The sequence below is a fragment of the Geodermatophilus sp. SYSU D01045 genome (genome assembly GCF_054050295.1).
On record NZ_JBJGZB010000012.1, the window covers coordinates 103,700 to 122,164 of the forward strand.

23 protein-coding genes are annotated in these 18,465 nt (G+C 77.2%); 15 read left to right on the forward strand and 8 right to left on the reverse strand.

Translation table 11 applies throughout. From position 1 onward, the window contains the following. Position 1 precedes the first annotated feature (1 nt). Entirely contained in the window at positions 2–295 is a 294-nt protein-coding gene (locus ACI798_RS11925) for a DUF1416 domain-containing protein (protein WP_456941549.1), read from the forward strand. A 61-nt stretch (positions 296–356) separates the two neighbouring features. Here the strand turns inward: ACI798_RS11925 and ACI798_RS11930 are convergent, their stop codons facing one another. Both ACI798_RS11930 and ACI798_RS11935 read right to left on the reverse strand, forming a co-directional pair. Next, the gene (locus tag ACI798_RS11930) at positions 357–668 is read right to left on the reverse strand and encodes a hypothetical protein (protein ID WP_457048001.1); all 312 of its coding nucleotides are present in this window, start codon (positions 666–668) and stop codon (positions 357–359) included. A gap of 5 nt (positions 669–673) precedes the next feature. Continuing rightward, complete coding sequence (locus ACI798_RS11935) at positions 674–862, reverse strand: DUF4184 family protein (protein ID WP_457048002.1); 189 nt, start codon at positions 860–862, stop codon at positions 674–676. Positions 863–927: 65 nt separating this feature from the next. Here ACI798_RS11935 and ACI798_RS11940 point away from each other — a divergent pair, with 65 nt between their 5' ends. The 3 genes from ACI798_RS11940 (at position 928) to ACI798_RS11950 (ending at position 3,374) form a co-directional block, all read left to right on the forward strand. After that, a complete protein-coding gene (locus tag ACI798_RS11940) occupies positions 928–1,074 on the forward strand; it encodes a hypothetical protein (protein WP_456941551.1) in 147 nt (48 codons plus the stop codon). Between the two features lie 66 nt (positions 1,075–1,140). Continuing rightward, positions 1,141–1,677 carry an FABP family protein gene (locus ACI798_RS11945; RefSeq protein ID WP_457048003.1) on the forward strand — a complete coding sequence of 179 codons (537 nt, stop codon included), beginning with the start codon at positions 1,141–1,143 and terminating at the stop codon, positions 1,675–1,677. Beyond that, positions 1,674–3,374, forward strand: a complete 1,701-nt coding sequence (locus ACI798_RS11950; protein WP_457048004.1) for a DUF885 domain-containing protein — start codon at positions 1,674–1,676, stop codon at positions 3,372–3,374. Before ACI798_RS11945 ends, ACI798_RS11950 begins: the two co-directional genes overlap by 4 nt. Here the strand turns inward: ACI798_RS11950 and ACI798_RS11955 are convergent, their stop codons facing one another. Then, the gene (locus tag ACI798_RS11955; RefSeq protein WP_457048005.1) at positions 3,375–4,058 is read right to left on the reverse strand and encodes a TetR/AcrR family transcriptional regulator; all 684 of its coding nucleotides are present in this window, start codon (positions 4,056–4,058) and stop codon (positions 3,375–3,377) included. 129 nt (positions 4,059–4,187) lie between these two features. On the opposite strand from ACI798_RS11955, the gene ACI798_RS11960 reads away from it, so the two are divergent. Next, on the forward strand, positions 4,188–5,120 hold the full coding sequence (locus ACI798_RS11960) for an NAD-dependent epimerase/dehydratase family protein (protein WP_457048006.1): 933 nt from the start codon (positions 4,188–4,190) through the stop codon (positions 5,118–5,120). A 2-nt stretch (positions 5,121–5,122) separates the two neighbouring features. Here the strand turns inward: ACI798_RS11960 and ACI798_RS11965 are convergent, their stop codons facing one another. Together ACI798_RS11965 and nhaA are read right to left on the reverse strand one after the other, a co-directional pair. Next, on the reverse strand, positions 5,123–5,821 hold the full coding sequence (locus ACI798_RS11965) for a hypothetical protein (RefSeq protein ID WP_456941556.1): 699 nt from the start codon (positions 5,819–5,821) through the stop codon (positions 5,123–5,125). Positions 5,822–6,165: 344 nt separating this feature from the next. After that, positions 6,166–7,515: a Na+/H+ antiporter NhaA gene (gene nhaA, locus ACI798_RS11970; RefSeq protein ID WP_456941557.1), complete on the reverse strand. Its 1,350-nt coding sequence runs from the start codon at positions 7,513–7,515 to the stop codon at positions 6,166–6,168. Positions 7,516–7,644: 129 nt separating this feature from the next. On the opposite strand from nhaA, the gene murD reads away from it, so the two are divergent. From murD to ACI798_RS12015, 9 genes are all read left to right on the forward strand, one after another. After that, a complete protein-coding gene (gene murD / locus ACI798_RS11975) occupies positions 7,645–9,012 on the forward strand; it encodes a UDP-N-acetylmuramoyl-L-alanine--D-glutamate ligase (RefSeq protein ID WP_457048007.1) in 1,368 nt (455 codons plus the stop codon). After that, positions 9,005–10,351, forward strand: coding sequence for a hypothetical protein (locus ACI798_RS11980; protein WP_456941559.1), 1,347 nt, complete (start codon positions 9,005–9,007; stop codon positions 10,349–10,351). The genes murD and ACI798_RS11980 overlap by 8 nt, the downstream gene beginning before the upstream one ends. Before the next feature lie 25 nt (positions 10,352–10,376). After that, positions 10,377–10,832 carry a Fur family transcriptional regulator gene (locus tag ACI798_RS11985; RefSeq protein ID WP_456941560.1) on the forward strand — a complete coding sequence of 152 codons (456 nt, stop codon included), beginning with the start codon at positions 10,377–10,379 and terminating at the stop codon, positions 10,830–10,832. Then, a complete protein-coding gene (gene ygfZ / locus ACI798_RS11990) occupies positions 10,829–11,938 on the forward strand; it encodes a CAF17-like 4Fe-4S cluster assembly/insertion protein YgfZ (RefSeq protein WP_457048008.1) in 1,110 nt (369 codons plus the stop codon). Before ACI798_RS11985 ends, ygfZ begins: the two co-directional genes overlap by 4 nt. Beyond that, the gene (locus ACI798_RS11995) at positions 11,935–12,504 is read left to right on the forward strand and encodes an RsiG family protein (protein ID WP_456941562.1); all 570 of its coding nucleotides are present in this window, start codon (positions 11,935–11,937) and stop codon (positions 12,502–12,504) included. Before ygfZ ends, ACI798_RS11995 begins: the two co-directional genes overlap by 4 nt. Further along, complete coding sequence (locus ACI798_RS12000) at positions 12,504–13,487, forward strand: asparaginase (protein ID WP_456941563.1); 984 nt, start codon at positions 12,504–12,506, stop codon at positions 13,485–13,487. Before ACI798_RS11995 ends, ACI798_RS12000 begins: the two co-directional genes overlap by 1 nt. Positions 13,488–13,575: 88 nt before the next feature. Beyond that, entirely contained in the window at positions 13,576–14,112 is a 537-nt protein-coding gene (locus tag ACI798_RS12005; RefSeq protein ID WP_456941564.1) for a helix-turn-helix domain-containing protein, read from the forward strand. Further along, entirely contained in the window at positions 14,109–14,843 is a 735-nt protein-coding gene (locus tag ACI798_RS12010) for a hypothetical protein (RefSeq protein ID WP_456941565.1), read from the forward strand. Before ACI798_RS12005 ends, ACI798_RS12010 begins: the two co-directional genes overlap by 4 nt. Positions 14,844–15,017: 174 nt before the next feature. Next, positions 15,018–15,302: a DUF2516 family protein gene (locus ACI798_RS12015; RefSeq protein WP_387988361.1), complete on the forward strand. Its 285-nt coding sequence runs from the start codon at positions 15,018–15,020 to the stop codon at positions 15,300–15,302. A gap of 22 nt (positions 15,303–15,324) precedes the next feature. Here ACI798_RS12015 and ACI798_RS12020 read toward each other — a convergent pair whose 3' ends face one another. From ACI798_RS12020 to ACI798_RS12030, 3 genes are read right to left on the reverse strand one after another with little or no spacing between them, the layout of a single operon-like run. Then, entirely contained in the window at positions 15,325–15,534 is a 210-nt protein-coding gene (locus ACI798_RS12020) for a PspC domain-containing protein (RefSeq protein ID WP_456941566.1), read from the reverse strand. A gap of 51 nt (positions 15,535–15,585) precedes the next feature. After that, entirely contained in the window at positions 15,586–16,443 is an 858-nt protein-coding gene (locus ACI798_RS12025; RefSeq protein WP_456941567.1) for a spermidine synthase, read from the reverse strand. Next, a complete protein-coding gene (locus ACI798_RS12030) occupies positions 16,440–17,297 on the reverse strand; it encodes a class I SAM-dependent methyltransferase (RefSeq protein ID WP_456941568.1) in 858 nt (285 codons plus the stop codon). Before ACI798_RS12030 ends, ACI798_RS12025 begins: the two co-directional genes overlap by 4 nt. A 58-nt stretch (positions 17,298–17,355) precedes the next feature. On the opposite strand from ACI798_RS12030, the gene ACI798_RS12035 reads away from it, so the two are divergent. Further along, the gene (locus ACI798_RS12035; RefSeq protein WP_456941569.1) at positions 17,356–18,357 is read left to right on the forward strand and encodes a UDP-N-acetylmuramate dehydrogenase; all 1,002 of its coding nucleotides are present in this window, start codon (positions 17,356–17,358) and stop codon (positions 18,355–18,357) included. The last annotated feature ends 108 nt before the right edge of the window (positions 18,358–18,465 follow it).

Genomic DNA, 18,465 nt, shown 5'->3' on the forward strand with positions numbered 1-18,465 from the left:
CATGTGCGGCGCCCCGAAGCAGGGCGGTGCCCTCGCCGGTATCGACCTCGACACCCAGACGGTGATCCAGGGCCAGGTGTGGCACGACGGCGCGCCGGTGGCCGGGGCCTACGTCCGGCTGCTCGACGCCACCGACGAGTTCACCGCCGAGGTGGTGACCAGCCCGGAGGGCGAGTTCCGCTTCTTCGCCGCCCCGGGCACGTGGAAGCTGCGCTCGCTGGCCCCCGCCGGCCGCGGTGAGCGCGTCGTGGAGGCCGAGGTCGGCCTGACGGAGACCACCGTCGTCCTCGACTGAGGGAAGGACCCCGGCCCCCCGCCACTCGCAGGCTCGCGGCGGGACCCTGCAGGGGACCGGTTCAGCGCCCCTCTCGGCCTCGGCCGAGAGGGGCGCTGTCGCGTCCGCGGACGGTGCAGGCCAGGGCGAGCAGGACGGCGGCGCCGAGCGCCGCGCCGCCGCCGGTGAAGGCCGCGGCGCCCCCGGCCGACCGGACGTCGGGTGCTCCCGCGGCCACGACCGCCCCCGCGACCCCCGCCGCACCCGCGAGCACGGCCCACGGCAGCCACCACCGCGGGTGCGCCGCCGCCGGCCCGGCGGGCGTGCGCCGCCACCACCACACCAGCCAGACCAGCAGGACCAGCGCGCCGGCCGGGACAGCAGGCCGTGCCACAGCGCCTACAGCAGCCTGCCCAGCACGACGTCGGTGCTCACGACGGCGAGGGCGGTGTGGGTGCGCACGCCGGTGTCGACCGGCAGGTGGAAGAGCAGGTCGGGGGCGAGGCTCCCCGCGACGAGCGCGGAGGCGGGCAGGCCGGTCCGCAGCAGGGGCAGCACCGCGGCGGGGTGGCTTCCCGTGAACGGCACGTCCCATCCTCCCCGCGGCGGCGGGTCCCGCGGCGCAGCGCCGGGCGGCTGCCTACCGTGGCGTCGTGGTCGCCGCCTGGGTCCTCGTCGCGCTCGCCGTGCTCCTGGCGCTCGCCTGCGGCCTCGCCGCGCGGCGGCTGGCCCGGCGGCCGGCCGAGCGGTCCCGCCGCGTGCCGCCGTCGTCCCCGGGCCGCCCCGGCCGCGGGCGCTGACCGGCGCAGGAGGGCAGGCCGCCGCCGGACTACGGTGGCGGGCATGCCTCCCCGGGACGCCGGCCGGTGACCGGCCCGACCGAACTGCCCGTCGCCGACACCGTCGACGTCCGTGAGGGCCCCGAGGTGGCGCACGCCCTGCTCTCGGTGCTGCCGCTGCTGGGGGAGTGGCACGGCGAGGGTGTCCTCGCCGGCGGGGACGCCGGTGACCGGCGCTTCGGCCAGTGGATCCGCTTCGCCCACGACGGGCGCGACTTCCTCGCCTACGAGTCGCGCACCTGGCTGATCGGCGACGACGGCCGGGTGGAGGGCCCCGCGTCCCGCGAGTCCGGCTTCTGGCGGCCGCGCGGCGAGGACGACGTCGAGCTGCTGGTGACCAGCGCCGAGGGCGTGCTCGAGCTGTACGTCGGCCGCGCCCGCACGACGACGAGCTGGGAGCTCACCACCGACGTCGTCGCGCGGACCCAGGGCGCACCGGACACCACCCGCGCCGTGCGGCTGTACGGCATCGTCGACGGGACGCTCATGTACGCCGTCGACCGCGCCGGGGCGGACACCCCGCTGCGGCCCACGATGTCGGCACGGCTGGAGCGCCTGCGGTGACCGCCCCGGGAGGCACTCCCCGCGAGGTCGCCGACCGCTACGTCGACGCCGTCTGCGACCTCGACCCGATCGTCGCGACGTCGCTGGGCACCCGGCCCGGCGACGACCGGCTGCCCGACCCCAGCCCGGCCGGCCTGGAGGCCGAGGCCGAGCTCAGCCGCGCCACGCTGGCCGAGCTCGACGCCGTCCTCGCCGCCGACCCCGCGCTGGGCGAGGACCCGATCGAGCGCCGCTGCGCCCGCCTGCTGCGCGAGCGGCTCGGCGCCGAGCTGGCCGCGCACGAGACCGGCGAGGGCTTCCGCGCGCTGTCGAACCTGTTCAGCCCGGTCCACTCGATCCGCCAGGTCTTCCTGCTCATGCCGACGGCGACCGACGACGACTGGGGCGTGGTCGCCCGCCGGATGGCCCGGGTGCCCAGGGCCTACCGCGGCTACCTCGACACCCTGCGCGAGGGCGCCCGCCGCGGGCTGTTCGTGGCCCCGCGGCAGGTGTCCACCGTCGTCGGCCAGCTCGGCGAGTGGCTGTCCGGGCCGTTCTTCGGCGGGCTGGCCGCCTCCGGCCCCGACGCCGTGCGCGGCGACCTCGACGCCGCCGCCCGCGCGGCCGACGCCGCGGTGGCCGAGGTGCGCGACTTCCTGCGCGACGAGTACCTCCCGCGCGCCGAGGGCACGCCGGACGCCGTCGGCCGGGACCGCTACGCCGTCGCCGCCCGCCGGTGGAACGGCTCGGACCTCGGCGCGGGGCAGGGCCTGGAGGAGGCGTACGCGTGGGGCTGGGCCGAGCACCGGCGGCTGCTGGCCGAGCAGCGGGCCGAGGCGCGGGCGCTGCGGCCGGGGTCCTCGCCGAAGGAGGCGATGGCCTGGCTCGACGAGCACGGCCCCGCCGTCGACGGCGTCGAGGCGATCCGGCAGCGGCTGCAGGCGATGATGGACGAGGCGATCGCCGCCCTCGACGGCACGCACTTCGACCTCGCCGAGCCGGTCCGCCGGGTCGAGGCGATGATCGCGCCGCCCGGCAGCGCGGCGGCGCCCTACTACACCCGCCCGGCGCAGGACTTCTCCCGGCCGGGCCGCACCTGGCTGCCGACCCTCGGCCGCGAGCGCTTCCCGCTCTGGGACCTGGTCTCGATCTGGTACCACGAGGGCGTCCCCGGCCACCACCTGCAGCTGGCGCAGTGGGCCTACGTCTCCGGCGACCTGTCGACCTACCAGACGTCGCTGGGCTCGGTCAGCGGCAACGTGGAGGGCTGGGCGCTCTACGCCGAGCGGCTCATGGACGAGCTCGGGTACCTCACCGAGCCCGGCGCCCGGATGGGCTACCTCGACGCCCAGCAGCTGCGCGCGATCCGGGTGGTCATCGACATCGGCATGCACCTGCGGCTGCCGGTCCCCGACGACGCCGAGGGCGTGCTGGCCGGCCACCGCGGGCAGCCGTGGACGCCGGAGCTCGCGCGGGCGTTCGCCGGCGAGCACCTGGGCAGCGACCCGGCGTTCCTCGACAGCGAGCTGATCCGCTACCTGGGCCTGCCCGGGCAGGCGATCAGCTACAAGCTGGGCGAGCGCGCCTGGCTGGCCGGCCGGGCGGCGGCCCAGCGGGCGCGCGGTGCCGACTTCGACCTGAGGGCCTGGCACATGGCGGCGCTGTCGCAGGGCTCGCTGGGGCTCGACGACCTCGAGGCCGAGCTGGCGGTCCTGTAGCTAGTCGGCGGTCAGCCCGATCAGCGCGCCCAGCTCGGCCACCGCGCGCTCGAAGTACCGGTCGGCGTCCTCGACCGACCCGACGAGGTGGCCGAACAGCTCGAAGCTGACCGTGCCGAACAGCGCGCTCCACGCCAGCAGGGCGCGCACCCGGACGGCGTCGTCGATGCCCGGGGCGTCCCGGCCCAGGATCTCGACGGCCGCGTCGCCGAGCAGGCCGGGCACGCGGCCGCCGTCGCCGTGCAGCCGGCCCGCCCGGGCGGCGTCGCCGAGGACGCGGCCGAGCACGACGCCGACCCGCGACGCCGCCGGCACGGTGTCGCGCGGCGCGGTGTAGCCGGGCACGGGGGAGCCGTAGAGCAGCGCGTACTCGTGCGGGTGCGCGCGGGCCCAGCCGCGCACCGCCGCGCACACCGCCGCCCAGCGCCGCTCCGGCGCCGAGTCCGGGTCGTCGGCGGCCTCGGCCGCCTCCCCGAGGGCGTCGTAGCCGTCGACGATCAGCCGGGTCAACAGGTCGTCGCGGCTCGGGAAGTAGCGGTACACCGCGGACGACGCCATGCCCAGCTCCCGGGCCACCGCGCGCAGGGACAGCCCGGCCGCCCCGACCTCGGCCAGCTGGCGCCGGGCGGCCTCGGCGATCTCGGCGGTCAGCTCGGCGCGGACGCGCTCGCGGGCGGTGGGCACCCCGCCATGCTCCCTGACGAGAGCGCCGCACACAACAGAGAGCACTGCTCTTGACATCGTGCCGATCGGTGCGAGAGCGTCGTCCTCGATCGAGAGCACCGCTCTCGCCAAGGTGACGAGGAGTTCGGCATGGCACTGCACGTGATCGTCGGCAAGGGCCCGGTGGGCACGACGACGGCGGAGCTGCTCGCCGCCCGCGGCCACCGGGTGCGGGTGCTGTCGCGCAGCGGCGGCACCTCCACCGGTGCGGTCGAGCACCGCCGGGTGGACGCCGCCGACGCCGCGGCCCTGACCGCCGCCACCGAGGGCGCCGACGCCCTCTACAACGCGGTCAACCCCGCCTACCACCGTTGGACCACCGACTGGCCCCCGGTCGCCGCGGCCCTGCTCACCGCGGCCGAGCGGACCGGGGCGGTGCTGGTGACGATGGCCAACCTCTACGTCTACGGCCGGCCCACCGCACCGATGACGCCGGAGAGCCCGCTCGCCGCCACCGACACCAAGGGCCGCGTGCGGGTGGCCATGTGGCGCGAGGCGCTGGCCGCGCACGAGGCAGGCCGGATCCGGATGACCGAGGCCCGCGCCGGGGACTTCGTCGGCCCCCAGGTCCCGCCCGCGCAGTCGCACCTCGTGCGGCAGCTGCCCGCGCTGCGCCGCGGCCGCCGCGCCTGGGTGGTCGGCGACCCCGACGTCCCGCGCAGCTGGACCTACCTGCCCGACGTCGCCGCCACGCTGGCGACCCTCGGCACCGACGAGCGGGCCCTGGGCCGGGCCTGGCACGTGCCGAGCAACCCGCCGCGCGCCCAGCGCCAGGCGCTGGGTGACCTCGCCCGCGCGATGGGCCGGGAGCCGGTGCCGGTGAGCGGCATCCCGTGGCCGGTGCTCCGCGCCGCCGGCGTGTTCTCACCGGTGATGCGCGAGGTCGTCGACGTGCGGCACCAGTTCGACCAGGAGTACGTCCTCGACGCGACGGCGACCACCGAGGCCTTCGGCCTGACCGCCACGCCGTGGGACGAGGTGGTCGCCGCGACCGCCGGCGCGCCCGAGCCCGCGCGCGCCTGAGCTCAGGCCCGCGGCGGGACCGCGTTGACCGGGTCGCTGTCGGGCGTGACCGGGTCGCCGGGGCCCGCGGGGGCCACCTCCAGCCGGGTGGCCAGGAGCGCGTCGACGGCGGCCACGCCGGCGCCGACGTAGGTGCTGGTGAGCGCCGGGTCGGTGACGACGCACCAGGCGCGGTCGGCCGGCCACCACAGCGCGGCGCTCTGCTCGTGCGGCTCGCGGGCGAAGTTGGTGGCGGCCCGCTCCACCGGCCCGCGGGTCAGCAGCAGGTCGGCGCGGGGGAGGCGCAACCGGGGCAGGTCGGCGGCGCCGCCGTCGTCCCAGCCGAACCAGCACTCGCCCGGCGTCGTGGTCTGGTCCCCCAGGACCGTGGCCAGCTCCCGGGCGACGTGCGCGACCAGGTGGCCCTCGGCGGGGGCGTCGTTCCACAGCCCGGGCTGGTCGGCCTCGCCGAGGTACTCCCAGGAGCCGGTGACGCCGGGCCACTGCATGAGGCGGTGCGCCTGCCTGCCGTTGGCGGCGGCCACCTCGTCCCAGCGGACGTGCACGTCGACGTCGCCGTCGTAGCGGACGGCGGGGTGGAAGACGCGGGCGTAGGCGGGGAAGCGGGCCGGCAGGAGCGCGGCCACGGTGTCGGGGGGAGCGGCGCGGACGGCGTCGGTGACCCAGCGGCCGGCCGGCGCGGAACGCCCAGCGGTCTGCACGGCCGCCGTTCCTCCCCCTCAGCGCGCTGGGCCGGTCCGTGCCCAGGGACGGACAACCCCCGGGCCGCTCCGTGGCGCCACCTCGGGAGGCGGCAGCGCACGGGCCGACTGGACAAGTGTCGGCAGCCCGGGGGTCGGGTGACTGTCCGGTTCTCGCTCGCCGCCGTACGACGGACGGGCGATCATGCCGTCGTTCGGATTCCACTCCGAACGGGCGGCCCATCTGGACGGCGGCTAGCGGACAGCCACCTCACGAGTCCGATAAGCATGCAATTGTTCGGACCACCTCCCTCCTCGTGTACCCCGACGGTACGTCGCGGTTCCGGGGTCGGCAACGACGTTGTTCAGCCGTCGGCGGAAGGCCTGGGCAGCCCGGGGGAGCCGGGCGTGTCGGGGTCGCGCTGGTAGACGTCGGGGATCCCGTCGTGGTCGGCGTCGACCGCCTCGAGCGCCTCGATGCGCCGGTAGCGGCGGTTGCGCAGCCGCAGCACCACGGTGGCCAGCAGGGCCGACAGCAGCGTGCCGACCAGCACGCCGACCTTCACGTGGTCGTCGCGCTCGCTGCCCACCCCGAAGGCCAGCTCGCCGATGAGCAGCGACACGGTGAACCCGATGCCGCCGAGCAGTGCCATGCCGACCAGGTCCGGCCAGCCCAGCTCGTCGGCGAACTCCGCGCGGGTGAACCGGGTGACCAGCCAGGTGGCCCCGACGATGCCGGCGACCTTGCCCGCCACCAGGCCGACGACGATGCCGAGCGCGACCCGGTCGCCCAGCGACTCGACCAGCCCGGACAGCCCGCCCACGGTCACCCCGGCGGCGAAGAACGCGAAGACCGGCACGGCGACGCCGGCCGAGATCGGGCGGAACCGGTGCTCGAGGTGCTCGGCCAGGCCCGGCCCGGCGCCCGGTCCGCCGGCCGCCTCGCTGCGCACCACCGGGACCGTGAACGCCAGCAGCACGCCGGCCACCGTGGCGTGCACGCCCGACTCGTGGACGAACACCCAGGTGAGCAGCGCCAGCGGCAGCAGCAGCCACCATGAGCGGACCCGCTTCTGCACCAGGAACCCGAACACCGCGAGCGGCACCAGCGCCAGCGCGAGCCACCCGACGGCGAGGGACGACGTGTAGAAGAGCGCGATGATCGTGATGGCCAGCAGGTCGTCGACGACGGCGAGGGTGAGCAGGAACGTCCGCAGCGCGCTCGGCAGGTGGGTGCTGATCACCGCCAGGACGGCGAGGGCGAACGCGATGTCGGTGGCCGTCGGGATCGCCCAGCCGCGCAGGCCGCCGTCGCCGCCGAGGTTGACCAGCGTGTAGAGCGCCGCGGGCAGCACCATCCCGCCGACCGCCGCGGCCACCGGCAGGGCCGCCCGGCGCGGGTCGCGGAGGTCACCGGCGACGAACTCGCGCTTGAGCTCCAGCCCGGCGACGAAGAAGAAGACCGCCAGCAGGCCGTCGGCCGCCCAGGTGCCCAGCGTGAGGTCCAGGTGCAGCGACGCCGGCCCCACCCGGGTGTCGCGCAGCGCCTCGTAGGAGTCCGCCCACGGCGAGTTGGCCCACACCAGGGCGATGACGGTGCCGATCAGCAGCAGGACGCCGCCGACGGTCTCCTTGCGCAGGACGGCGGCGATCCGGCTGGCCTCGGTCCACGAGCCGCGGCTGAACACGCGGGTGGATCCGTGCGGGGTGGTCATCGGGCGGCTCCTGGGGGAGGGGTCGGGTGCGATCCCGCCGACCAGACTTCCCGGCACACCTGCCGGCCACCCTAGCGGGCACCCCGTCGTCGCCGTCCGTGCACGGGGCCGGTCCGTAGAGTGGGCGCCGTGGACCCCCGCCCGGCACCGCCCCCGCGGGAGCGGTCCCTCCGGCTGGCGGAGCTGGCCGGCCGGCGCGTCGGGGTCTGGGGGCACGGCCGCGAGGGGCGCGCCGCGGTCGCCGCCGCCCGCGCCGCCGGCGCCGCGTCGGTCCTGGTCGCCGACAGCCGCCCCGTCGACCCCGCGTCGCTGCCCGACGGCGTGACCGCCACCGCCGACGTCGCCGACCTCGTCGGCTGCGACGTCGTCGTCCGCTCGCCGGGCATCAGCCCCTACCGCGAGGACGCCCGGGCGCTGGCCGACCGCACGCTCGTGACCACCGGTACCGGCATCGCGCTCGCCGAGGCCGCCGCCCGGGGGATCCCGGTCCTCTGCGTCACCGGCACCAAGGGCAAGAGCACGACCAGCGCGCTGGCCGCCGCGGTCCTCACCGCCGCCGGCCGCCCGGCCGTGCACGCCGGCAACATCGGCACCCCGCTGCTCGACGTCCTGGACGGGGTCGGCGACCGCACGCTCGTCGTCGAGGTCTCCAGCTACCAGGCCGCCGCCGTCCCGGACTTCGCGGGCCACGGCGCGCTCACCTCGCTCGCGCCCGAGCACCTGGACTGGCACGGGTCGGTCGAGACCTACTACCGCGACAAGCTGCGGGTCTTCTCCTCCTGCCCGGAGCGCTCGGTGGTCGTCAGCGCCCAGGCGCGGCCGCTGGCCGCCGGGTACCTCGACGCCGCGCAGCTGGTGGACCCCGCCGACGTGCTGCCCCCCGGACTGGCCGGGGCCCTGCAGCCGGTGCACCTGCCCGGCGCGCACAACCGCAGCAACGTCGAGGTCGCGCTGGCCGCCTGCGCCCTGCTCGGCCTGGACCTCGCCGCCACCGCCGACGCCGTGACCGGCGCCGTCGCCGCCTTCCGCGCGCTGCCGCACCGGCTCGCGCCGGTGGCCACGCTCGGCGGCGTCACCTTCGTCGACGACACCCTGAGCACCACCCCCGTCTCGGTGCTGGCCGCACTGGACGCGCTGGCCGGCCGCCCGGTCACGCTCATCGCCGGCGGCCAGGACCGCGGCCTGGACTACACGGGCCTGGCCGCGACGTTGGTGGCCCGTCGGGAGGAGGTCGCCCTGGTGACCGTCCCCGACACCGGGGCCCGGCTGGCCGACGACGTCCGCCGGGCGGCCGCCGGCGCCGACGTGCGGCTGACCGAGACGGCGTCGCTGACCGAGGCGGTCGCGGCGGCGATCGCCGGTACCGCCCCCGGCGGCGTCGTGCTGCTCTCGCCCGGCGCCCCCAGCTACAACCGCTTCCGCGACTTCGAGGAGTTGGCAGCCACCTATGAGGAGATCCTCGTCGACGCCGGCGCCGACCGCGTCCACGGTGTGTGAGGACGGCGTCGCCGGGGTCGGCACCTTCGTCGTCGCCGGCCGGTCCCTCGACCCCGCGACCGGCGAGGCGGCCTTCACCTACCGGCTGGGAGACGACGAGTTCACCGAGCGGCTCACCCTCGACCCGGCGCTGCTGACCGGGGCCGCGCCCGCGCAGCTCGGTGCCGCCGTGGAGGCCGCGCTGGACCTGGTGCACCTGGTCATGGGCACCAGCTACTACAAGCTCGCCGCGCCCGGCCGGGTCACCGTCGAGCGGCCGGTCACCGCCGCGCAGCTCGCCGTCGCGCAGGCCGCCTACACGCACGGGCTCGGCGAGTTCGCCGCGGTCAACCACCTGCCGGTGCCGCACCGGGTCGCGTTCGACGCCGAGGTCCGCGAGCCCGGCCCGGCCCCGGCCGGCGGCGGGCGCGGCGCGCTGCTGCCCGTGGGCGGCGGCAAGGACTCCGCGCTCGCGCTCGTCGTGATCCCCGACGGCACGGCGCTGGCGGTCAACCCCACCGGCGCGCAGCGCGACGTCGCCCGTGCGGCCGGCGTCCCGCTGGTCGAGGTCCGGCGGCGGCTGGACCCGCTGCTGGCCGAGCGGACGGCGCAGGGCGGCCTCAACGGGCACGTGCCGGTGACGGCGATCAACTCCTCGATCGCCACGCTGGTCGCCGTCCTCGGCGGCTTCGACCCCGTGGTCTTCGCCAACGAGCGCTCCGCCGACGAGGAGACGCTCACCGTCGACGGCGCGAGCGTGAACCACCAGTACTCGAAGTCCTACGAGTTCGAGCGCCTGTTCGCCGCGGCCGCCGCCGAGGTCGGCACCGGCTACTTCAGCCTCACCCGGCAGCTGTCGGAGCTGGCCACCGTGGCCGCCGTCGCCGCGCTGCCGCTCAAGGCCGACATCCTCAGCTGCAACCGGTCCTACACGCAGCGGCACCTGGGCGGGCAGGCCGAGCAGCGCTGGTGCCTGCACTGCGACAAGTGCCTGTTCACCTTCCTCTGCTTCGCCGTCTTCCTGACCCCCGCCGAGGCGCAGGACGTGTTCGGCGGCAACCCGCTGGCCGACGTCGCGCTCGCCGACGGGTTCCGCAGGCTGTGGGCCACGGAGAAGCCGTTCGACTGCGTGGGCGAGCGGGCCGAGAGCGCGGCCGCGATGGCGCACCTGGCCGCCAGCCGGTCGTGGGGGGACGCGCCGGTCGTGCGGGCACTCGGTGCCGAGGCCGCGGCCGCCGCGGAGGTGACCGGCGCGACCGTCGCGCGGTTCCTCCCGCCCCGCGGCGAGCACGCCATCCCGGAGCGGTTCCTGGCGTCGCTGCAGCGCGTGCTCGCGGACGCCCGGTCCGCCGTCGCGTAGCCCGGCCGCAACTAGGCTCGTCGGCGTGACGACCGAGCACGGTCCCGCGCCGCTGGCCGAGCGGCTGCGGGCACAGGGGCTGCGGCTGACCCCGCAGCGCCAGCAGGTGCTGGCCGCTGTCGCCGCGCTCGACCACGCCACCCCCGAGGCCATCGGGGCCCGGCTGCGCGAGGAGGCCGGGCCCGGCGGCGCGGCGCCGGACACCTCGACCGTCTACCGCACGCTGGAGCTGCTCGAGCGGCTCGGCCTGGTCTGGCACACCCACGTCGCCAAGGGCGCGCCGGTCTACCACGCCTCCGAGCACCCGCACCTGCACGTGGTCTGCGCCACCTGCGGGGAGATCTCCTCGGCCGACCCGGCGCTGCTGGAGCAGGCCGCGGAACGTCTGGCCGCCGACCTGGGTTTCACCCTGGACGTGGGGCACGTCGCGCTGTCGGGCACGTGCCGCCGATGCAGGGACGCCGGGACGGAGAACGCATGACCACCACCTCACCGCTGGCCGCACGGGCGGGCGCCGTCGTCGCCGAGGGCGCGACCGTGGCCACCCACTTCGGCGACCCGCTGCGCGAGCAGCGGCTGCTCGCCGAGAGCGCCGGGCTCGTCGACCGCAGCGACCGCGACGTGCTCACCGTCCCCGGCGCCGACCGGCTCACCTGGCTGCACAGCCTCACCAGCCAGCACCTCGAGCGGCTGGCCGACGGCACCGGCACCGAGGCGCTGGTCCTCTCGCCGCACGGCCACGTCGAGCACCACCTGGTCCTCGCCGAGCTCGCCGGCACCACCTGGGCCGACGTCGAGCCGGGCACGGGCGCGGCGCTGCAGACCTTCCTCGACCGCATGCGGTTCATGCTGCGCGTCGAGCCCGCGCTGGTGACCGCCGACCGGGCGCTGCTGTCGCTGGTCGGCCCGCGCTCGCCCGAGGTCCTCGCCGCCGCCGGGCTGCCCGCCCCCGAGACCCCGTACGCCGTCGTCGCGACGCCCGACGGCGGCTGGGTGCGCCGGATGCCGCCCCTCGGCGACGGCGGCGCGACCGCGTTCGACCTGCTCGTCCCGCGCGCCGGGATCGCCGACCGCGCCGACGCGCTGACCGCCGCCGGTGCCGGGCTCGCCGGCCTGGACGCCTACGAGGCGCTGCGGGTGGAGGCCCGCCGGCCGCGGCTGGGCGTCGACTCCGACCACCGCACCATCCCCAACGAGCTGGAGTGGCTGACCACCGCCGTCCACCTCGAGAAGGGCTGCTACCGCGGGCAGGAGACGGTCGCGCGCGTGCACAACCTCGGCCGCCCACCGCGGCGGCTGGTCCTGCTGCACCTCGACGGCGTCAGCGAGGACCTGCCCGTCCCGGGGACGCCGGTGACCTCCGGTGCCCGCGAGGTCGGCCGCACCGGCACGGTCGTGCGGCACCACGAGCTCGGCGTCGTCGCGCTGGCCCTGGTCAAGCAGTCGGTGGCCCCCGGGGCCGAGCTCGCCGTCGGCGGGTCGCGCGCCGCGGTGGACCCCGACGACGCCCCGGCCACGGTCGACGACACCCGGGCCGCGGCCCGCGACCGGGTGCGCGCGGTGCGGTCTGCCACCATCGGGCGGTGACCTCCGCAAGCTCTGGCCCGACCCCCGCCGGCGGCGCGGCCGTCGACGCGCTGCTCGACCCCGGCTTCCTCGCGGGCGTGGAGTCCCGCCCGATGGGCGAGGTGCGCGAGCTGCGCCGCCGCGCCGAGCAGGAGGAGGTCAACCTCTCCTACACGCGGCGGCTGCTGCAGGGCCGGCTCGACATCGTCCGCCGCGAGCTGCAGCGCCGCGCCGAGCACGACGGGCGCTCGCTGGTCGACCTGCTGCCCGAGATCCTCGCCGAGAAGGGCCGCGGCCCCGCTCACGGTCTCGGCCGGCACCAGACGGTGCAGCCGGCCGCGCCCGAGGAGTACGAGTCCTGGGTCACCGCGCTGACCCCCGACGTCGACCTCTCCGCCGTCCCCGACCTCGACGACGCCGACCTCGAGCGGGCCGCCCGCGCGCTGGCCGCCGCCGAGGGGTCGCTGTCCGAGCGGCGCCGCGGCGTGCAGCAGGTGATGGACGCCCTCGCCGGCGAGCTGGCCCGCCGGTACCGCAACGGCGAGGCCGACGTCGCCGCGCTGCTCGCCAGCGAGGGCCGCCACTGATGGAGGACGCCTCCACCCCGTCCTGGCCGGACGCGCCGGTCCTCGTGGAGGTCTGGCGCTCGGGGTTCCTGGAGTCCGTCCACCGCGGCGCGGTCGTCGTCGTCGGTCCCGACGGCGGGGTGCGCTGGTCGGCCGGTGACGTCGCCCGCCCGGTCCTGCCCCGCTCGTCGAACAAGCCGGTGCAGGCGACGGCCTACCTCGCGGCCGGCTGGCGGCCGCGCTCGGGCGAGGAGTTGGCCATCGCCGCCGGCTCGCACGCGGGCGAGGACGGCCACCGCGACCTCGCCGCCTCGGTCCTCGCCGCCGCCGGCCTCGGCCCGGACGCGCTGGGCTGCCCGGCGGCGCTGCCCGGGCACGAGCCGACCCGCGCCGCCTGGCTGGTCGCCGGCCGCGAGCCGGAGCGGCTGGCGTTCAACTGCTCGGGCAAGCACGCCGCGATGCTCGCCTCCTGCGTCGCCGCCGGCTGGCCGACCGAGGGCTACCTCGACCCCGGGCACCCGCTGCAGCAGGCCGTCGAGGCGCGCCTGTCCGACGCGGCCGGCGAGCAGGTGGCCGCCGTCGTCGTCGACGGGTGCGGCGCGCCGCAGCACGGGCTGTCCCTGACCGGGCTGGCGCGCGGCGTCGCCTCGCTGGTGGAGGCGCCGTCGGGCAGCCCGGAGCGGGCGGTGGCCGACGCGATGCGGGCGCACCCCTGGTACGTCGCCGGCACCGGCCGGGACGACACCGACCTCATGACCGCCGTCCCCGGGCTGCTGGTCAAGGGCGGGGCCGACGGCGTGCACGTCGCCGCGGTGCCCGGTCGCGGTGCGGTCGCGTTCAAGCTCGACGACGGTGGCGACCGCGGGCGCACGCCCGTCCTCGCCGCCGCGCTGCGCCGGCTCGGGGTGGACGCCGGGGCGCTCGCCCGGTGGTCGGTCACGCCCGTGACCGGCGGCGACGGCGTCGTCGGCGAGATCCGGTCCGCGGCGGTGCTCGCCGCCTGACGGCGACACGCCGGGTGTGAGGGGACTCACGCCCCGGTGCTTGCTCCTGCGCTTGCAGCTGCTAGCACCCGTGGTTAGCGTCGGAGACGTGCAGACCCCCGGCGAGTTCGTGAGCGGTCAGGTGAGGTCGGTCCGCGAGAAGGTGGACCAGCTCGCCGGCAGCGTCGCGGAGACCGTCGCGGCCGAGGCCCAGCAGGTCTCGGCGGTGCGCTCGCAGGTCGGGGAGTACATCCGGGAGCAGCGCAGCGCCGCCCGGGTGTCCCTGCGCGAGCTCGCCCGCACCGCGGGGGTGAGCAACCCCTACCTCTCGCAGGTGGAACGGGGGCTGCGCAAGCCGTCGGCGGAGATCCTCGCCGCCATCGCCAAGGGTCTGCGGATCTCCGCCGAGTCGCTCTACGAGCAGGCGGGGATCCTCGACCGGCGGGCCGGCAACCCCGACACGGTCGCGGCCATCCGGTCCGACGACCAGCTCTCCGAGCGGCACAAGGCCGTGCTCGTCGAGCTGTACGAGACCTACGTCCGCGAGTACGCGGCGTCGCACACCAGCACGCGCACCACCAGCCCGAGCACCGCCCCGGGTGCCACGCCCGGGTCCGACCCGACCCCCTCCAAGGAGTCCGCATGACCACCGCCACCACCCTGCTGGAGCAGGTCGCCGAGCGCGGCCGCCGTCAGTTCCTCGTCGCCGTCGGCGCCGGTGACCTCGCCGTCGAGCAGGCCCGCACCGTCCTCGCCTCGCTGCGCACCCTCCCCGGTGAGGCCCAGGTCCAGGTCGACCTGGCCACCAAGGAGGCCCGCACCCGCGCCGAGCAGGCTGCCGACCGCGCCCGCGAGGCCGTGTCCCAGGCCCGCGCCAACAGCCGTCAGCTGGCCACCGCCGTCCGTCCGGACGCGGTCGTGAGCACCGTCTCGACCCTGGTCGAGCAGGCCCGCACCCAGGCCGCCGCCACCGTCGAGCAGCTGGCCGAGCGCGGCGCCGACGTGCTGCAGGAGCTGCGCCGCCAGCCCGGCTTCCGCCGCTTCGTGGTCCGCGCCGAGCAGGCCGTCGACGTCGTCGAGGACGCCGTCGAGGAGGTCATCGAGGAGACCGCCGAGGCCGTGAACGAGGCCTCCGACGAGGTCACCTCGCTGGTCCAGAAGGCCGCCTCGAAGACCACCAAGGCCGCCGCCAAGGCCGAGGAGGCCGTCGACCAGGCCGCCGACCAGGCCAAGGCCGCCATCGAGGAGGGCGCCGAGGCCGCCGACGAGGCGACCGCCAAGGCCGCCCGCAAGCCGGCCAAGCGCACCACTGCCGCCCGCGGCAAGGCCACCGGCACCTCGACCCGCGTGACCCGCACCGGCAAGACCACCGACTGAGGAAGGCCCTCCTGCCCCCCGCCGCCCGCACGCCCGCGGCGGGCCCTGCAGGAGGTCCACGCGAGACCAGGGCCCCGGAGCTGCCACCGCGCTCCGGGGCCCTGTCGCGTCTCCGGGGGGAGACGTCCCCCGCGGAGGAGGCCGTGACCGCGTCCCGGCGGGTACCCTGCGGGCATGGGGTTCGACTGGGCCGTTCTCGAGGGCCTGCGGCTGGTCCTGCTGGCCGTCGCGGCCTGGGCGTTCGTCGACGCCGTCATCCGCCCGGCCGCCGGCTACGTCGCCGCCGGCAAGCTGAGCAAGCCGGCCTGGGCGGCGATCACGGCGCTCGCCGCGGTGGTGATCTACCTGCAGGGGCCGATGACCTTCCTCGGCCTGCCCGCGGTGATCGCCACCGTCGTCTACCTGGTCGACGTGCGGCCCGCGGTCCGCGGCGTGCAGCGCGGCAACAGCAGCTGGTGAGCCGGCCCGCCGGGACGGCGGGTCACCAGCGGTCGTCCGCGGGCATCAGCACCCACAGGACGAGGTACGCGATGAACTGCGGCCCCGGCAGGATGCACGAGACCACGAACGCCAGCCGCAGGGCGCCGACGGAGATGCCGTAGCGGCGGGCGATCCCGGCGCACACGCCGGCGATCATCTTGTTGCGGGTGTCGCGGGCGAGACGGCGCGGAGCCGGTGCGGGGTACGTCATGACCCGACACTAGGCGCGGCCGGCCGTCCCGGGCATCGGGGAAGACCCTGGTCAGCGGCCGAAGACCCCTGGGGGAGGCTCCGGTGAGGGGACGGCGCCGTCGTCGTGCACCGGCTGCGCCTTCCCGGTGAACCGGGCGAGGTCGGCGCCGGCCACCACCCGCGCCGGCATCGGGTCGCCCGCGCAGCGCCGGGTCAGCCCGGCCACCGGCAGCTCCGCGTCGGAGGCCACCGCCACCAGGTTGCCGAACCGGCGCCCGCGCAGCGTGCCCGGCTCGGCCAGGAGGGCGACGGAGCCGAAGACGGCGCACAGCGTGGCCACCTGACCGCGGGCGAAGCGCAGCGGCGGGCCGTCGGCGACGTTGGCCGCCAGCACCCCGCCCGGCCGCAGCACCCGGTGCGCCTCGGCGGCGTACCCGACCGTCGTCAGGTGCGCGGGGGTGCGGGCGCCGGCGAACACGTCGCTGACCACGACGTCGGCGCTCGCCGTCGGCAGGGCCGCCAGGCCGGCGCGGGCGTCGGCGGCACGGACCCGCACGCGGGCGCCGCGGGGCAGCGGCAGGTGGGCGCGGACCAGGTCGGTGAGCCGCTGGTCGAGCTCCACGACCCGCTGCCGCGACCCGGGGCGGGTCACCGCGACGTAGCGGGCCAGCGTCAGCGCGCCCCCGCCGAGGTGGACGACGTCGAGCGGCTCGCCGTCCGGCGCGGCGAGGTCGAGCACGTGACCCATCCGGCGCACGTACTCGAACTCCAGGTGCGCGGGGTCGTCGAGGTCGACGTGCGACTGCGGCGTGCCGTCGACCATCAGCACCCAGGAGCCGTCGCGGTCGGCGTCGCCGAGCAGCTCGGCGGTGCCGCCGTCGACCTCGGTGGGGCCGGGCGGGAGCACCTCCGGCCGGGGACGCCTCACCGGGGCGCCACCGCGGACCAGCGGACGGTGAGCTCGCCGTGCCGCCAGCGCCGGGTGCTCCCGACCAGCGGCCAGCCGTCGTCGGCCAGGGCCTGCACCGCGGCGAGCCAGCGCTGCCGCGGGCCGAACGTCGACAGGCCGGCCGCCGACGCCCACGCGGCGTCCAGGGCACGCAGCAGGTCGTGCACCGGCCGGCCGGGGACGTTGTGGTGGATGAGCGCCTTGGGCAGCCGCTCGGCGAGGTCGGAGGGGCGGTCCAGGTCCGCGACCCGCGCGGCCAGCGTGAGCGTCAGCGGCCCGTCGGCGTCCAGGGCCACCCAGGTCGCCCGCCGTCCCCACTCGTCGCAGGTGCCCTCGACCAGCAGCCCGCCGGGCCCCAGGGCGGCGCACATCGTCTCCCACGCCCGGGCGGCCGACGCCTCGTCGTACTGGCGCAGCACGTTGAACGCCCGCACCAGGACCGGCTGCAGCCCGGCGAGCTCGAACCCGCCGACCCGGAAGTCGACCCGCGGCGGTTCGCGGTCCCCGGCGACGGCGGCGACGCGGGCCGGGTCGATCTCCAGGCCGACCACCTCGAGCCCGGGGACCTCCGGGCCCAGCCGGTCGGCCAGCTCCAGCGTGGTGACCGCCGAGGAGCCGTAGCCGAGGTCGACCACCAGCGGACGGGCCGCGTCGCGCAACCGCGGCACCTGGGTGGCGGCCAGCCAGCGGTCGACCCGGCGCAGCCGGTTGGCGTTCGTGGTGCCCCGCGTGGGCAGGCCCAGCGCCCGCGCGCGGCCGGCGGCCAGCCGGGGGTGGGCCTTCCGCGGCGCCAGGTTCGCCCGGCGCTTGTGCTCGCTGCCCCCGTCGCTCACCGGCCCCGAGGGTAGTCGGCCCGCCGGGCGGGCCGGACCGCGCGGCTACCGTGGACGGGTGCTCGCCCGTTCCGACGCCCGTCTCGCCGACCTGACCACCCTGGGGGTCGGCGGCCCCGTCGAGCGGCTCGTCGAGGTCACCGACGCCGCCGAGCTGGTCGCCGCCGTGCGGGAGGCCGACGAGGCCGGGCGGCCGCTGCTGGTCCTCGGCGGGGGGTCGAACCTGGTCGCGCCCGACGAGGGGTGGGCCGGCGACGTCGTCGCGGTGCGCAGCCGCGGGGTCGAGCGGCGCGGCGAGGTCCTCGAGGTGCAGGCCGGCGAGGACTGGGACGACCTGGTCGCGCTCACCGTGGCGCAGGAGCTGGCCGGCATGGAGGCGCTGTCGGGCATCCCCGGCTCGACCGGCGCCACCCCGGTGCAGAACGTCGGCGCCTACGGCCAGGAGGTCGCGCAGACGATCACCGAGGTCCGGGTGTACGACCGCGCCGAGAAGCGCGAGCGCACGCTGACCAACGCCGAGTGCGCCTTCGCCTACCGCGACAGCCGGCTCAAGCGCGAGCCCGGCCGGTTCGTCGTCCTCACCGTGACCTTCGCGCTGGACCCCGGGCCGCTGTCCCGTCCGGTGGGCTACGCCGAGCTGGCCCGGCGGCTGGGCGTGGACCTCGGCGACCGCGCGCCGCTGGCCGACGTCCGCGCGACGGTGCTCGAGCTGCGCCGCGGCAAGGGGATGGTCGTCGACCCGGCCGACCCCGACACCCGCAGCGCCGGGTCGTTCTTCACCAACCCGATCGTCCCCGCCGGGCAGGCGGTGCCCGGCTGCCCGAGCTGGCCGGCCGGCGACGGGCTGGTCAAGCTCAGCGCCGCGTGGCTGGTGCAGTCGGCCGGCTTCGGCCGCGGCACGCGGGAGGGGCGGGTCGGGACGTCGTCGCGGCACAGCCTCGCCCTGACCACCGAGCCCGGCGCCACGGCGGCCGAGCTCATGGCCTTCGCCGACCGCGTCGTCGCGGCGGTCCGCGAGCGCTTCGGCGTCACCCTGGTCCCGGAGCCCACCCGGCTGTGAGGCAGGGCCGGTCTGGCCGGTGGTCCTGGTCGGCGACCGGGGCCGGGTCCGGACGCGGCTGGGTCGACCGCGCGGCTGCGGGGTAGTCGTCGCCCGGAGGTCCCCGTG